Consider the following 15,722-nt stretch of genomic DNA (forward strand, 5'->3'; position numbering starts at 1 on the left):
AATGCGTTCATGTGTTCACGTGTTCAAATGTTCATGTATTAAAAAACATTTAATTCGTTTCTTTATTAAACATTTTACTTTGACTTCATCGCGGAGCGAGGGAGAAATTTCTGAAGAGCCTGAATTTGCGACTTATTCGTTCCAGGAGCAAATGCTAGAGCGACCTCAAGGGAGCGTCTCGAAGAAATTTACTCCCGTGCATATATTTAATATTAGAGCGAAGCAAGAAATTTTCGCAGAGCCTAGATTTGCGACTACTCTTTCAAGAGCAAATCTCAGAGCGAGTTGGTGCCGAGCGACTCAAGAAAATTTACTTGCGAGCGATATCTTGTTTGGTTGTTATCTTTATATTTTTATAGTCACCTGTTATAACTTTTACTTTTTTACCTAACTTTTCAACAAGTGCTGAATCATCAGTCGAAAAATATTTAGCTTCAAACGCCTTTTTATATGCTTTCATTATAAGCGAATATTTAAATGTTTGCGGTGTTTGGGCAAGAAAAATATTTTTTCTTTCAGGAGTAGAAATTACATATCCATTTTTGACAATTTTTACCGTATCTTTAACCGGAACAACCGCAACACAAGCACTGCTTTTTCTTGCTGTTGAAATACTGTCTTTAATGATTTTATCTGATATGAACGGACGGACCCCGTCATGAATAACAACAATATCCGTATCTGCCGAAAGTGCTGATAACCCGTTATACACAGAGTGCTGCCTTGTTGCTCCCCCTGCAATAATTTTAACACGGGTTGAAAAATTAAATTTTCGCTTTAAATCTTCTTTTGGCAAGACAACAACTATTTCTTTTATCTGTTGAATTTTTAAAAATATGGAGAGCGTTATTTCCAATACTTGTTTTTTGCCGTCTATCTGAAGCAGAACAAACTGTTTTTTTGAACCGAACCTCTTACCTCTTCCGGCTGCAACTATAACTGCGGCTATTCTCATAAAAATACTTATCTTTCCGCCTCTTCCTTGAAATTGGCAAAAATCATTCTCCCGGTTGATGTCTGCAAAACATTTGACACAACAACGTCAACTTTTTTACCAAGAAATCCCCGACCATTTTCAACAACAATCATAGTCCCGTCATCCAAATATGCAATTGCCTGTTTTTTTTCTTTTCCTTCCTTCATAAGGTAAATATTAAGTGTTTCACCCGGAAGCAGTACAGGCTTCACAACTCCCGCCAATTCATTAATATTCAACACCGCAACACCATGTACAGAAGCAACCTTATTAAGATTAAAATCGGTTGTGATAATTTTTGCTTTCAGGTCCTCGGCTAGTTTCAGCACTTTTGCATCTGTTTGTTTTATCTCAGGATAATCTTTTTCAAAAATCTTTACAACTACTTTTTGATTTTGCCGGATTTTACCAAGCAACTCAAGTCCCCGCCGCCCGCGCTGCCTCTTTATTGAATCTGCTGAATCCGCTAATGTTTGCAACTCTGAAACTATAAATTCAGGAACTACAATTATCCCTGAAATAAAATTTGTCTCTACAACATCTAAAATTCTCCCGTCAATAATTGCCGATGTGTCTAATATTTTTAAATCATCCTGCCTTTTTTTAGATGATAGATGTATATCCTTATCTAACAAAGAAAGCTCTTCTTTTTTTCTTATTGCAATTATAAAACCTAAATATGCAAGAATTATTTTTATAAAAATAGAATATGTTTTCATAAATGCATCTAATTTTACATCTTCCATCAAATAAACTGAATAATCTAGAAGTTTTGCAGTAATCAATCCAAGAATTGCACCGAGACAGCCCGCGACAATTGAGTCAAGCGGTATCATTTCAATAATAATTTCCACAAAAATAACAACTAATGCCGTACCAACTCCTATTAAAATTCCTTTTGCATCTTTTGAAATCTGGAACCAGCCGACAATAGGTCCTGCGATAATAATAAACGATCTAATTAACCAAATAAACATAAAACCCCCAAAAGCGTCATAGCGTCCTTAACATCATAGAGTCTGTTAAGTCAAATCTCCAATCCCACAATCCCACGACCCCACGACCCTCTGACTCTACGACGCTTTCAACTTTTAATTTTTTCTATTGCTTCAAATACTGTTTCAACAGGAATGATTTTCATTCCTGATTTTCCATCAATTCCTTTTGAGTTTACTTTCGGAATTATACACTTTTCAAACCCGAGCTTTTCAAATTCACTTAACCTCTGAGATATATGTGTTACAGCCCTTACTTCGCCTGTCAATCCCACTTCACCGACAATTCCTATCTTGACCGGTACGGTAAAATTTCCTGCCGCGGAAGCAATCGCACAAGCAACCGCTAAATCTGAAGACGGTTCTTTTGTCTTAATACCACCGACCACATTTACAAAAATATCCTGATTTGAAAGCCGAAGTCCTATACGTTTTTCTAAAACCGCAATAATAATTGTTACCCTGTTATAGTCAGGTCCGGAAAATTGCCTTCTTGGAACAGGAAGCGGAGTAGATGATACTAACGCCTGGACTTCTAATAAAATGGGGCGAACACCTTCAATAATGCAGGTTATTACGCTACCTGAAACATTTTTTGGTTTGTCACCGATGAATATTTCAGACGGATTTTTAACTTCTTTTAACCCATCTTCCTGCATTTCAAAAATTCCTATCTCATTTGTAGAACCGAACCTGTTTTTAAAACATCTCAAAATACGATATGTATGGTGTTGTTCAGAACTGAAATAAAGGACAGTATCAACAATATGCTCCAAAACCCTGGGACCTGCAAGTGTACCTTCCTTTGTAACATGCCCGCATATAAACGTTGTAATGGAAAGTGATTTACTTATATTTAAAAGCTCTGCTGTTGTCTCCCTTACCTGTGAAACACTGCCGGGAGCTGATTCAATATCATCACGATACATTGTCTGTATTGAATCAATAAAAACAAATTTTGGTTTGTTTTCTTTAATTTTTAAAACTATTTCAGAAAGCAATGTTTCTGACACTAAGAACAGATTACCATCTTTAATTTTTAGCCGGTTAGCCCGCAGCTTCAATTGTTCAATTGATTCCTCACCGGAAACATACAAGCAATTAAACTGCCTGGAAAGATGACCTGCTACCTGCAAAAGTAACGTTGATTTTCCTATACCGGGTTCCCCACCGACTAAAATCATTTGCCCGTCTACAACCCCGCCGCCAAGCAAATTATCAAACTCATTTATTGTCGTCTGATATCTATTCTTCAGACACAACGTATCTGATATTTCATCAATCTTTTTTACTTGCGATGAAAAACTTGTTATAGGTGTTCTGCCTCTGTTTGTCGGTACTTTATGTTCTTCAACAAAAGAATTCCATTTCTCGCAGTCTGGACATTTACCCAGCCACTTTGTGGATTGATACCCGCATTCCTGGCATATAAATTGAGTTGTTTCTTTTGCCATTTTCATTGTTCTTTTTTAGTTTCTTTTTCCAGATTCTTTTTAATTTCTTTTGCTTTTTTATCATCCACAATCCAACTGGAAGGAGCATCCTCCATTACTTTACTAAAAACCCGCATACTGGAAATAGTCTCCCTGAAATCTTTTTCAAGCTTCTTATCAGAAAAAAGTTTACCAAGCAGCCCGTCGCCGTTTTCTGCTGACTTCGAAAGACTTTCCAAAGAAGTAAGCGTATTGTCTAATTTTTTTGAAATACGGTCAAACCTGCCGTCTGAAACTGATTTTCTCACTTCTCTCGATATAACAGTTAAATCACTAGAAAACTTATTCAGGTTATCAATTGTCATTTTTATACTTGTATCTCCGGTTAAACCCTTTAATGAATCAAGAAGCGAATTTACCGCAGTTTGTGTTTTCTCAAACATTTTATCAATTGAGATAGGATCAACACCTGTAATAACATCCTCATCTTTCAAAAGTTCATAAAACGTAGTTCCGGAAGTCAGCTGAATGAACTTTACACCTATAATCCCGGAAGAGAATATATAAGCTGCTGAATCCTTATGAATTTTAACGTCACTATTAAGCCACACGTTAACTCGTGCTCTATCACCTTCCAGTATGATATCTTTTACATAACCGACATTGACACCGGCGACTTGCACTTTTGCCTGTTTTAGCAAACCCTGGATATCGTTAAATAAAATATTAATTTTGTATCCTCTTTCAAAAACCCGTACACCCGATAAAATCATAATAGCAATGGCAAAAACTAACAAACCGACAATAATCACCATGCCCACTTTTGTTTCTTGTTTCATAATTTACCTCTCTCTCACTTTCATTTTTATTGGTCCTATTGAAGAACCGGTAGTAAACTGTTTCATATATTGATTATCCGTCATTTTTATTTCATCCGGACTACCGGAACCGATAATTTTTCCTTCATAAAGCATAGCGACTTGATTGGAAATCTTATAAGCACTCTTCATATCGTGAGTAACAACAATTGAGGTTATATTTAAAGTCTTCTGAAGATGAATAATTAAATCGTTAATTACATCTGCCATAATAGGATCTATTCCTGTTGTTGGTTCATCGTAAAAAATATATTTCGGGTCAGTAGCAATCGCCCGTGCTAAAGCAACTCTTTTTTTCATTCCACCGGAAAGCTCCGACGGCTTCATTCTTTCAATACCTTCAAGACCAACCATAGAAAGACATTCTTTTACTTTTAATGATATTTTGTCCTCAGGTAAATTCTTAAGATTTCTTAAACCAAAAGCAACATTATCGCCTACGGTCAACGAATCAAAAAGCGCAGCTCCCTGGAAAAGAAAACCAAATTTTTTTTGGACTTCTGAAAGCGACTCTTCATCAAGTTTCGTTATTTCCATATCATCAACATATATTTCACCGCTATCGGGTTTTAAAAGTCCGACAATATGTTTTATCAAAACAGATTTCCCGCAACCGCTACCGCCGATAATTGTAATCGTTTCACCGTCTTTTATTTCAAGATTAACACCATTAAGAACCGTATTCCTGCCGAACGATTTATAAAGATTGACAATTTTTATCATACTATAAATACTTTGCGCGTGAATTCGCGTTTGATTCGCGTATTTTCGCGTTCTCCTATCCTACTCCTAGTAGAACTAACAGTGCTGTTAAAAAATAATCCGACACAAGAATCATAACCATTGAAATCACAACTGTTTGTGTGGTTGCACGACCGACACCTTCAGCACCACCTTCACAATTAAAACCTTTATGACAGGCAACAGTAACAATAATCAATGCAAAAAATACAACTTTTATAAGCCCGTGCATTAAATCTTCAATGCGCATATAATCAAGTATATCATTTTTATATACTGCAGGAGCTATACCCAATTTATAAATACTTACAAAAAATCCGCCTAATATACCTATTATATCGGCAAAAACCGTAAGTATCGGCAGCATTATCATTATCGAAATAAACCTTGGAACAGCAAGGTATTTTACAGGATTTGTACCCAGGAGATGAAGTGCATCAATCTGCTCAGTAACTTTCATTGTCCCAAGTTCTGCAGCAATAGCTGCTCCGACCCGACCGGCAATAACCATTGCAGTTAAAACAGGACCTAATTCCTTAACTATTGAAAATCCGACAACACTACCTATATAAATTGGTTCGTTGAAAATATTCTTTGTTGAATATGCCGTTTGCAAAGCTAAAACCATTCCCGTAAAAGCAGATGTTAAAACTATAACTGGTATGGACATTACACCTATTGCTATCATTTGATTTGTAATGTTCTTCCTGTCATATTTTTTAACAATTAGATTTTGAAATACATCCAAAAACATCTTAAAGGCACTACCTACCTCTTCAGATATTTCCATGAATTCCCGTCCGATTAAGTAAATAATTTTATAAATAATTCTCATCTATAAATCCTTGGAACTCTTTTTGAAATGGATGTGACAATTTCATAATTTATTGTACCGCATCTATTAGCGACTTCTTCTGCAGTGATTTTTTCTTTTCCCTGAGAACCAATAACCACTACCACATCCCCCAACGATACATTTTTAATATCAGTAACATCTATCATTGTCATATCCATACAAACGTTACCGACAACAGGTGCTCTTTTACCTCTTACCAGAACTTCTGCATTATTTGAATTATATCTGAAAAAACCATCAGCATAACCAATAGGTATTGTAGCTATTTTTGACTGCTTTTTAGTAAAAAATGTCCTGCAGTAACTTATTGACGTTTTTCCGACGACTGTTTTTAAGAAAGTTATTTTTGTTTTAAGAGATAATACAGGTTTTGTGGGTATAACTTTGTCTGAATTATTAAACGGTAAAAGCCCGTAAACTAAAAGTCCGGGTCTAACCATATTAAAATGTGAACTTTCATATTTTGCAATAGAAGCACTTGCCGCTGTATGCATATAGTTTGCTGAAATATGTTCTGTTGTTTTCCTGAATTCCGAAATCTGCTTTTTAGTAAAATCTTTTGATTCAGAAGCACAGGCAAGGTGTGTATAAATCCCGTCCATTCTGATATTTTTTAATCCTTCTGCTTTTTTTACTGCTAATACTGCATCATCCTTAGTCAACCCTATCCTGCCCATTCCGGTATCAATTTTTAGATGAAACCGTACTTTTCCATTAAATCGTTTAGCACAATTATCAAGTGCTTTCATACCAGAAATATTTGACACGGTCGGTATAAGATTATATTTTATTACTTCAGAAAAACCTTCAAACGGATAGATACTCCCAAATACCAAAATATCTTTTTTTATCCCGGCGTTCCGCAACTCTATACCTTCTTCAATTGTTGCTACACCGAAAATCCTTACAACTGATTTTTCTAATATCCTCGCAATTTCAACAGCACCGTGACCATATCCATCGGCTTTAATCACTGCAAGAATATTAACATTTTTGCCGATAAACCTTTTTATAACTTCAATATTATGTCTTATATTTTCTAGATTAATTTCTACATATGTAGGTCTTAAAATTTTCATCTGGTTTTACAAAAAGATATTTTTTCAATGTAGATTGCACCAGTAATCTCTGTGTTATCTATCATTTACTGGCGTTTTCAAATCTTGTGTATTCTTTGAAAAATCTTAGTTTTACAGTGTCGGTCTTGCCATTTCTGTTTTTGGCAATAATTATGTCAGCATCACTCACAGGACTTGCTGCTTCAATACCGTCAAGTTTATATAAGCTCGGCTGATAAATCATTAAAACCAAATCAGCATCCTGTTCAATAGCACCGGATTCCCTTAAATCTGCAAGACGTGGACGGCCTGCCTGGTTTCCGGTTCTCTTTTCAGGTTCTCTTGATAATTGTGATAAAGCAATTATAGGAACACTTATATCTTTGGCCATGATTTTTAATGAACGGGAAATTTCTGCGATATCCTGCTGCCTATATTCGGAACGTCCGGTCTTACCTGACATAAGCTGCAGATAATCAATAATAATAAGATCAAGTCCTTTAATTTCGGAATCAAGCCGCCGCGCACGGGCTTTCATTTCCAAAACAGAAACTGCCGCTGAGTCATCTATAAATATTTTTGCTTCTTTTAATTTACCTGCTGCTGTCGTTATCCGAGGCCAGTCGTCCTTTGCCATATACCCGTTCCTGACTCTCTCACTGGCTACCCGTGCCTGAGAACACAAAAATCTTGTAAATAATTCATCATTTGACATTTCAAGCGAGAAAATTAAAACAGATTTTTTATGGAAGAGTGCCGCGTTTTCAGCAATATTCATACAAAGAGAGGTTTTACCTGTACTGGGACGACCTGCAATAATGATTAAATTTGATTTTCTGAACCCGCCTGTTATATTATCTAAATCAACAAATCCGCTTGGAATACCGGGAACTTTTTCTTTGTTTTCGTAAATCGCTTCTATATTATCAAGCGACTGGTTTATCAAATCAGCTACTCTAACAGGTCCTTTTATTACCCGTTTTTCAGAAATATTAAAAATCATTTGTGCAACACTATCAACTATCTCACCGACATCATCTACCTGACCTGTTGCACCTCCGACTATTTTTCTTCCTGCTGATATCAATTCCCTTAGAACAGATTTATCTTTTACAATTTTCGCATAATTCTCAACATTGGCTGCCGTAACAACAGTATCTACAAGAGACGTAAGATATGCATTTCCGCCTAATTGTAAAATCATCTGTTCTGATTTAAGAGATTCTGAAATTAAAAGTATATCAACATCGCCTCTGTTCTTATCATATAAATCAATTATTTCTTTAAAGATAAGCTTGTGTGCAGTAGAATAAAAATCGTTCTCGCTTAAAATATCAAAAACGATTTCTATTGCTTCTTTTTCAATAAGCATTGAGCCAAGAACTGCTCTTTCCGCCTCTAAACTATGCGGCGGAACTATTTCAGTTAAATTACCGTTCATTACTTATCCTTTTTCACAACCCATACTTTAATCTTAGCAATAACTTCAGGATGTACTTTTACTGACACTTCAAAAGCACCAAGTTCTTTTATATTATCTTCGTAGATTATAGATTTTTTATCAATTTCAAATCCCTCAACCTTTAATGCGTCGGATATATCGGATGGGGTTACTGAACCGAAAACCTTATTATCCTCCCCAACTTCAACCGGTATTGTAACCGACACTGCAGATAATTTTTTAGCATATTCCTGGGCTTCGTCAATTTTCTTTTTTACAATAGATAATATTTTGTTCTTTTCTTTTTCAACAATTTTTAAGTTATTTTCGTTCGCAGCAAGCGCTAACCCCTTTGGAAAAAGAAAATTCCTCGCATAACCGTCTTTTACATTTTTCACATCACCCGTTTTCCCTAACCCTTCAACTTCCTGTTTTAAGATAATCTTCATTACCACTACCCCCTTTTTTCTTTCTAAAATTAAACCAAACATCAGAAATCCCTAAAAACATAGCCAATGGCGGATATAACAAGAAAATCAAATAAATAATAACAACCATCAGACGATTTTTGTTAAAAAAATATTTTCCTATTGTTAACCCTCCTATAAAATACAGAAAAAATACCAGATATAGCATATTTTCAAAAACCTGAGGAAATACGTTATATTTAAAATGTGCGGTAATCATATAAAACAAAATGGAAAATATTAAAAAAAATATCATTTGTTCGGGCATCCGCCATTCTTCATAAGACTGAAATCTTTCAATTGTGATATTAAACTTTGGAGCTGCATAAGACAAAAATATATACGAAAAGAAAACATTTATTATTGCAAAAATTACCATAATTGCATAAATATTTCTGCTGATTATTTCCACTATCATGCCTACTTTATCTTTTGGCAGACCAACCATAACCTTATCAAATACCCATGAAATCTGAAATCCCTTCATAAACATAAATATGATTCCAGCGACTAAAATTATCGAAGTTATTATGCAGGAATCAAGAACTGTTTGCAATGGTTTGTTTTTCCTTGTGATTCCATGATACAAAACAAGGGAGTTTAATGAAACAAATAATATAAATAAAATCAGAAAAAGATACCCAGCCGGAATTATTTTATATATTGCCAATGCCGATAAAATCATACCACATACACCGGCAAGAACACCATTTTTCATAAACAATAAAACTATTGACACTGATGAAAGAGGCAAAATAAATAAACCTATAGCAGGCAGGTAAAATCCGGATATGAAGAACAAAAAAGTTGCAATCGAAAAAAACAAAAATTGTTTTATTGTAGACATTTTTATATTTTATATTAGTTTTCGTTTTACTAACAATTATTATAAATTGGCGAAAGGAATTATCGCTATATTTCTTGCACGTTTCACCGCTCTGGTTAAAATTCTTTGGTGCTTTATACACACACCGGTAAACCTTGATGAAAATATTTTGCCACCCTCGCTAATATAGTTTTTCAGCAATCCCACATTTTTGTAATCAATCTCAATTTTATCTGCACAAAATTTACAAAACCTCTTTTTGAGCATTTTCCTCTTATTGAATTTTCCGGTTTTCTTAAACCCGCCTTTTGTGCTTTTCTTCTTAAACTCTACCATATATCCTCCCTCCATTTTTCAATCTTAAGCAATAACTAATTCATTAAAACGGCACTTCGCTATCACTTTTCCGTTTTACTTGTTTTACTTCTGCTGCCTGGTAATCATCATTTGTATCGCCTACTGTTTCAATACCTTCTCCTATCACATCACTTCCGGTATCTGCGGTTTTACCACCCGTTTTCTTCGGCATTAAATAAAGTCTTTCACCCACTACTACGAGTTTACTCCTTTTTTGGCCATCCTTACCTTCCCAGTTATCTTGTTTAAGCCGACCTTCTACTAAAAGACTGTCACCTTTTTTAACATATTTTTGACAGATTTCTGCAGATTTACCAAAAAAAGTAACATCAACAAAAGACGTCTCTTCTTTAGTTGAACCATCCACTGCTTTGTATCTTCTATTGATACCTATACTAAAACCCGCAATTGCAGAACCGCTTGGTCCAAATCTAACTTCCGGATCTTTTGTAATATTCCCCATCATAATAACTTTACTAAAACTTGCCATTATATACCCCCACTTTACCACAAGCGGTTTACACGCTTGTGGTTTACAAGCTTGTGACTTACACACCGCTTTTGATTTACCCTATCAAAGTATTATGATTTAGCAACAGGACCTTCTATATTTCCGCTCTCAGTCTTTACCTGGTCCGGTTTCTTTTCTTTTTTAGCTTCTGCGTTTTTCTTAAAAGATTTTTCAATTTTGATGGTAATATATTTAATTACATTATCGGTTGTTCTAAAGTAATTTTCCAGTTCACCGACAACTTTACCTTCAGATGAAAAATGAAAAAGATAGTAGCTTCCTTCTTTATGTTTTTTTACCGGGTAGGCAAGTCGTCTTTTACCCCAACTATCAGATAAAGTAACTGACCCTTTGTTAGAAGTTATAACCCCTTTAATCTTTTCCAGTACTTCCTCAACCTTTTCTGCGGATAATGTTGGTTTTAGAATAAAAACCGTTTCGTAATCAGGCATGATTCCCCCCTTTTTGGCCATTAGGCCCTCCCGATTAATCGGAAGAGCAAAGTGCAGGCATTTTTAAAGATATGATATGTCGCTGTTAATTATACAACAAATATACTGCTTTTACAACAATAAAAACATTTTTTGTTTTTTTCCCTCCCAAAATACCCTGTAAATCCATACGTGAAGATTCACTCTTTTTCTATGAACTTATACTTTATTTCACCGGGCTGAATAAGTCCAAGCCTGTTTCTGGCTTCTCGTTCAATATTAGCGGGATTATTCTCTAAGCCATAAAGTTGTTTTCTTAAATCCCTATTTTCATTCTCAATTTCAATAAATTCCTTGTTTAATCTTGTAAGTTCTATCCTCTGTTTAATAACATTATACATTCCTTTGTTACCAAACATAACAAGAATTAGTAAAAATATTCCTATAAACAAATACATCTTTTTTTTATTTACCGAATTTAGCATCTTTTCCTAATTCCTCTTCGATACGCATAAGCTGGTTATACTTACAGATTCTGTCTGTACGTGATGCAGAACCGGTTTTTATTTGTCCTGCATTTACAGCAACAGATAAATCTGCTATAAACGTATCTTCTGTTTCACCGGAACGATGCGAAATTACAGTTGTATAACCGGCTTTATGTGCCATGTTAATTGTGTCAATTGTTTCAGTAAGTGTCCCTATCTGGTTAAGTTTAATCAAAATTGAATTTGCCGTTTTTTTATTAATGCCCATAGCAAGACGCTCAATGTTGGTAACGAAAAGGTCATCTCCGACAATCTGAATTTTATTCCCGATTTTATCGGTCATTAACTTCCAACCATCCCAATCATCTTCAGCAAGACCGTCTTCAATTGAAACAATCGGATATTTCCCTACTAAATCTTCATAAAATTCAACCATCTGCAAAGAAGTTTTTTCTTTATCTTTCTTTTCGCCTTCTAAAACATATTTGCCGTCTTTATAAAACGAGGATGCTGCCGGATCAAGAGCAATTGATATATCTTTACCTACACTATACCCTGCCTTTTTTATTGCTTCAACTATACTCTGAAGCGCTTCTTCATTTGATGAAAGATTTGGAGCAAATCCTCCCTCGTCACCAACTGAAGTATTATACCCCTTATCTTTCAAAACTTTCTTCAGATTATGGAATACTTCTGCACCATACCTTAGTGCTTCTTTGAAATTTTTTGCTCCAATCGGAAATACCATAAACTCCTGTAAGTCTACATTATTATCCGCATGTTTTCCACCATTAAGAATATTCATCATAGGTACCGGCAGTTTGTAACTGTCAAGTGATAAGTGATAAGCGGAGCGGATGTATTTATAAAGTGGTATTTTTGTATCTGTTGCAGTTGCCCGGCAAACAGCAAGAGATACACCCAGGATAGCATTGGCTCCTAATTTACCTTTATTTTTTGTGCCGTCTATTGAAATCATTTTCTTATCAATTTCAACCTGATTAGGCGATTCCATACCTGTAATTTGAGGCGCTATGATTTTATTGACATTTTCAACAGCATTTAAGACACCCTTACCAAGATATCTTTTTTTGTCGCCGTCACGCAGCTCAACTGCTTCATGTTCGCCTGTAGATGCACCTGACGGTACAGCTGCACGACCTAAAACCCCGCTTTCTAAAATAACATCTACTTCAACAGTAGGGTTTCCTCTGGAATCCAAAATCTCCCGTCCAACAATCTTTTTAATCCTTGACATTCTTCCTCCTATTTCAATTTTCCACTTCAACTAATCCCAGCACTTTTTGACCGAATTCTTTTGCCGCCTGAGGACCTGAAGCAGTAACAATTTTTCCGTCTACTTCCACATTTTTGCCTGTATAATTCACTCCATATTTTTTCAACTCACCTTCCTCTGAAGAAAAAACAGTTGCTTTTTTACCCTTTAACACACCTGCTCTTGCCAGTGTCACTGGTGCTATACAAATTGCAGCTAATATTTTATCTTTATATTTAACTGTTTCACGGGCAATTTTATGTGCCTGCTTGTTATCCCAATATTCTTCTGAACCACTGCCTCCTACAAAAATCACTGCAACATAATCCTTTATATTAATTTCGTCAATTGTAACATCAACACTTACTGTTGCACCTAACATACCTTTCGCAATGCCTTTTGACGATGATGCTGTTACAATTTCAATCTTTGCTTTTGTTAATATATCTTTCGGTTGCAGGTATTCCTCATCCCTAAATCCGTTTTTAGCGATTATCATTACAACCTTTTTCACAACCGGTTTCTTTTCCTTAATTATGGACTTCTTTTTACTATTCGCCCCTAAAAAGCATAGCGACAAAAAAATCAAAAATACTATAAAATAATTTCTTTTCATCACTTTAAATAATATCTGAATTTAGACTTACTTAAAAATCATTTTTTTATGATATAGATGTTTTTAGCTTATAAAATCGTTAAAAATTGCTATGTCTGACGAGCAAAGCGAGGAGTTTAGCAATTTTAGATTTTTTAAGCGTTAAAAAACATCGTTAAATAAAAAAACTGATTTTTAAGTAAATATTCTGCCCTATTCAGACACTTACCAAGATTTTCCCACCGTCGTAGATGAATTTAAGTTTATTATCAAACTAATTAAAAAAGGTAAGAAAACACTTATTTTTACTTGAAATGTGATTATAACAAATTTTTATATTTATTTCAACAAAAAAAGCAACCTCTTTTCAGAAGTTGCTTTTTTAAGTAAAGTATTATTATTTATGGTTATTTTTTTGTTGCTTCCAGAGATGTATTTATTGTTGTTGGTTCTAAATCATTCCAAGCACCTGTTAAGCCATCTACTATTAAGCCAAAACCACCCCATAACAAAATATCCCATACCAAATAACTTGTTCCCATTCCATTGTTAATACTGACCATTGAAGGTTCATAACCATCTTTGGCTATTTTAATAGAATGGTCTTTCTTGGATGTCAATTTTAAGGAAGTTGGTGTTTTACCAAGCATAGCACCACTACTTGCATCAAAAATTTTAGCCCCTGATGGTTCTGAATTGAATGTTATCTGTCGTTGTGAACCTTTAGTAATAGTTGCACAACCAGAAAACATTATACTTGAAATAATACTCATACATACAAAGATACTAAACACTTTTTTTAACATATCTAATCACCCCCTTTTTTTGAGACCTTTCTCCATCAAAAAATATTTTTTTTTGAACGCTTTAAATATTGATGAAGAATGCATATTTCATTACCATATTCTTTTCCGTAATGAACTTTAATTAACTTCTTTTTTAACATTTTTGCTTTATATGGGTCAAGAAGTGGGTCATAACCTGATACACTAACTTTTATAAAACCATATCTTTTAATAATTTTTTCTAAAAATTTTAATCCACATTGTTGGTTCTGATTAGGAAACCTATCTATCTCATTTGAGATTTGTAAAAGTATTTGTTCAAGTATTTTTGCCTTGAATTTATATTCTTTTTTAGAATTATCTCCTATAATTGCTAATAATCCACTTATAGGTTTTGCACACTTATCACTATTTTTCATATGGTCTGATAATCTTCTCATTATCAATCCTTCTCCAATATAAGTGGGTTTAACCCAAGCCCTACCTGACCATATAACATATACTCCAACTGCATTAAAAAGTTTATCAACAGGTATATCTACCAATCTTAGAAACTCTGCATCTATTTTTAACATAATTACTCCTTGCCCCAAATAAAAAAGGGCACATATCAGTATCGGCAACTTGTAAGTAAAACCGATATTGACTGCCACCCTTTCCGTCCGAAGACGGAGTATGACAGCAAAACCCTTACTTACAAGTTAGGTGGACTCTCTCCACCTTTAAGGATATGCTAAAAAACTACTTAATAACAAAGAACTATAAGATTATTATAATAAATCAAATATAAAAGTCAACACATTTTTTTATAATAAGATAACTATAAATCCCATAAAAAATACCGCAATATTTACCGCAGATAATACCATTCAAAATACCACAGTAAATCAACACTACTGATAACTAAAAACTACAACAAGTAAATTATAAAAAATATGTTATCCCAAGAAATATATATTTTTCTATTTATTGTTTTTTATTGCAATTATATTTTACTTTTATCTTAATTGCACTTTTGCGAATTCCAACTATTGCCCACCTCAAAATAAAAATATTATAAAAAATAAAAAAGTGCTTGACAAAAATATTTTTATATGATACACTATGATACATAAGGATACAATACAGCATATTATAGGTTTTTATGAAGAAAGATTATATTGATAAAGGATTTTTAACAACCCAGCAAGTAGCAGAGGTTTTTGGAAGGGCAAATGTTACTATCCGTAAATGGATTGGAAAGAAAAAAATAAAACCTGCTTTAAAAGCAGGAATGCTTAATCTTTTTAATGTTAAAGATATTCTTGAATTGGCAAGGAAAGAAAATCTGTATTTAATAAGCCCTCCCCCAGCATTTCTGACTAAAGCCGTGAATTCAATTAAAACGAATTCAAAACAAAAGGGAAAGGAAGCGTGGCTTATAGGTTAATAAAAATATGAAAGAATATTCATAAATTATATAGGAGGAAACTTAAATACAATTAAAAAATATAATTATTTTAAATAAAATATAAGATAAAATCTTGACATAAGTCAGAGTAATTAAATACACTTTCATAAAAGAAAGTTAGCCAACTGAACTTTATTATAGAGTTACAGTTGGTTTTT

19 protein-coding genes are annotated in these 15,722 nt (G+C 34.1%); 1 reads left to right on the plus strand and 18 read right to left on the minus strand.

Features of this window, described 5'->3' with window-relative positions:
- Positions 1–310 precede the first annotated feature (310 nt).
- The 18 genes from ispD to PHE88_00675 all read right to left on the minus strand — a co-directional run bounded on the left by ispD (position 311) and on the right by PHE88_00675 (position 14,689).
- On the minus strand, positions 311–955 hold the full coding sequence (gene ispD, locus PHE88_00590; GenBank protein MDD5686317.1) for a 2-C-methyl-D-erythritol 4-phosphate cytidylyltransferase: 645 nt from the start codon (positions 953–955) through the stop codon (positions 311–313).
- Between the two features lie 8 nt (positions 956–963).
- Positions 964–1,953: a PIN domain nuclease gene (locus tag PHE88_00595; protein MDD5686318.1), complete on the minus strand. Its 990-nt coding sequence runs from the start codon at positions 1,951–1,953 to the stop codon at positions 964–966.
- A gap of 107 nt (positions 1,954–2,060) precedes the next feature.
- Complete coding sequence (radA, locus tag PHE88_00600; protein MDD5686319.1) at positions 2,061–3,425, minus strand: DNA repair protein RadA; 1,365 nt, start codon at positions 3,423–3,425, stop codon at positions 2,061–2,063.
- A 2-nt stretch (positions 3,426–3,427) separates the two neighbouring features.
- On the minus strand, positions 3,428–4,243 hold the full coding sequence (locus PHE88_00605; GenBank protein ID MDD5686320.1) for an MlaD family protein: 816 nt from the start codon (positions 4,241–4,243) through the stop codon (positions 3,428–3,430).
- Between the two features lie 3 nt (positions 4,244–4,246).
- The gene (locus tag PHE88_00610; GenBank protein ID MDD5686321.1) at positions 4,247–5,005 is read right to left on the minus strand and encodes an ABC transporter ATP-binding protein; all 759 of its coding nucleotides are present in this window, start codon (positions 5,003–5,005) and stop codon (positions 4,247–4,249) included.
- A 55-nt stretch (positions 5,006–5,060) separates the two neighbouring features.
- Positions 5,061–5,858 (minus strand): ABC transporter permease, encoded by a 798-nt coding sequence (locus PHE88_00615; protein MDD5686322.1) that lies wholly within the window; start codon positions 5,856–5,858, stop codon positions 5,061–5,063.
- Positions 5,855–6,958 carry an alanine racemase gene (gene alr / locus PHE88_00620; GenBank protein MDD5686323.1) on the minus strand — a complete coding sequence of 368 codons (1,104 nt, stop codon included), beginning with the start codon at positions 6,956–6,958 and terminating at the stop codon, positions 5,855–5,857. The genes PHE88_00615 and alr overlap by 4 nt, the downstream gene beginning before the upstream one ends.
- Positions 6,959–7,019: 61 nt before the next feature.
- A complete protein-coding gene (dnaB, locus tag PHE88_00625) occupies positions 7,020–8,378 on the minus strand; it encodes a replicative DNA helicase (protein MDD5686324.1) in 1,359 nt (452 codons plus the stop codon).
- A complete protein-coding gene (gene rplI, locus PHE88_00630) occupies positions 8,378–8,827 on the minus strand; it encodes a 50S ribosomal protein L9 (protein ID MDD5686325.1) in 450 nt (149 codons plus the stop codon). The genes dnaB and rplI overlap by 1 nt, the downstream gene beginning before the upstream one ends.
- Positions 8,799–9,692 (minus strand): DUF2232 domain-containing protein, encoded by an 894-nt coding sequence (locus tag PHE88_00635; GenBank protein ID MDD5686326.1) that lies wholly within the window; start codon positions 9,690–9,692, stop codon positions 8,799–8,801. The genes rplI and PHE88_00635 overlap by 29 nt, the downstream gene beginning before the upstream one ends.
- Positions 9,693–9,731: 39 nt before the next feature.
- Positions 9,732–10,007 carry a 30S ribosomal protein S18 gene (rpsR, locus tag PHE88_00640; GenBank protein ID MDD5686327.1) on the minus strand — a complete coding sequence of 92 codons (276 nt, stop codon included), beginning with the start codon at positions 10,005–10,007 and terminating at the stop codon, positions 9,732–9,734.
- Between the two features lie 43 nt (positions 10,008–10,050).
- On the minus strand, positions 10,051–10,518 hold the full coding sequence (gene ssb / locus PHE88_00645; GenBank protein MDD5686328.1) for a single-stranded DNA-binding protein: 468 nt from the start codon (positions 10,516–10,518) through the stop codon (positions 10,051–10,053).
- A gap of 92 nt (positions 10,519–10,610) precedes the next feature.
- Complete coding sequence (gene rpsF, locus PHE88_00650) at positions 10,611–11,012, minus strand: 30S ribosomal protein S6 (GenBank protein ID MDD5686329.1); 402 nt, start codon at positions 11,010–11,012, stop codon at positions 10,611–10,613.
- Positions 11,013–11,170: 158 nt separating this feature from the next.
- Entirely contained in the window at positions 11,171–11,455 is a 285-nt protein-coding gene (locus tag PHE88_00655; protein MDD5686330.1) for a septum formation initiator family protein, read from the minus strand.
- Entirely contained in the window at positions 11,436–12,716 is a 1,281-nt protein-coding gene (gene eno / locus PHE88_00660) for a phosphopyruvate hydratase (GenBank protein ID MDD5686331.1), read from the minus strand. The genes PHE88_00655 and eno overlap by 20 nt, the downstream gene beginning before the upstream one ends.
- Before the next feature lie 13 nt (positions 12,717–12,729).
- The gene (locus tag PHE88_00665; GenBank protein ID MDD5686332.1) at positions 12,730–13,350 is read right to left on the minus strand and encodes a DJ-1/PfpI family protein; all 621 of its coding nucleotides are present in this window, start codon (positions 13,348–13,350) and stop codon (positions 12,730–12,732) included.
- Between the two features lie 386 nt (positions 13,351–13,736).
- The gene (locus tag PHE88_00670; GenBank protein MDD5686333.1) at positions 13,737–14,135 is read right to left on the minus strand and encodes a PEGA domain-containing protein; all 399 of its coding nucleotides are present in this window, start codon (positions 14,133–14,135) and stop codon (positions 13,737–13,739) included.
- Between the two features lie 35 nt (positions 14,136–14,170).
- On the minus strand, positions 14,171–14,689 hold the full coding sequence (locus tag PHE88_00675; GenBank protein ID MDD5686334.1) for a hypothetical protein: 519 nt from the start codon (positions 14,687–14,689) through the stop codon (positions 14,171–14,173).
- Positions 14,690–15,258: 569 nt separating this feature from the next.
- On the opposite strand from PHE88_00675, the gene PHE88_00680 reads away from it, so the two are divergent.
- A complete protein-coding gene (locus PHE88_00680) occupies positions 15,259–15,543 on the plus strand; it encodes a helix-turn-helix domain-containing protein (GenBank protein ID MDD5686335.1) in 285 nt (94 codons plus the stop codon).
- The last annotated feature ends 179 nt before the right edge of the window (positions 15,544–15,722 follow it).

This window comes from Elusimicrobiota bacterium, from assembly GCA_028718185.1.
Classification (GTDB): Bacteria; Elusimicrobiota; UBA8919; order UBA8919; family UBA8919; genus JAQUMH01.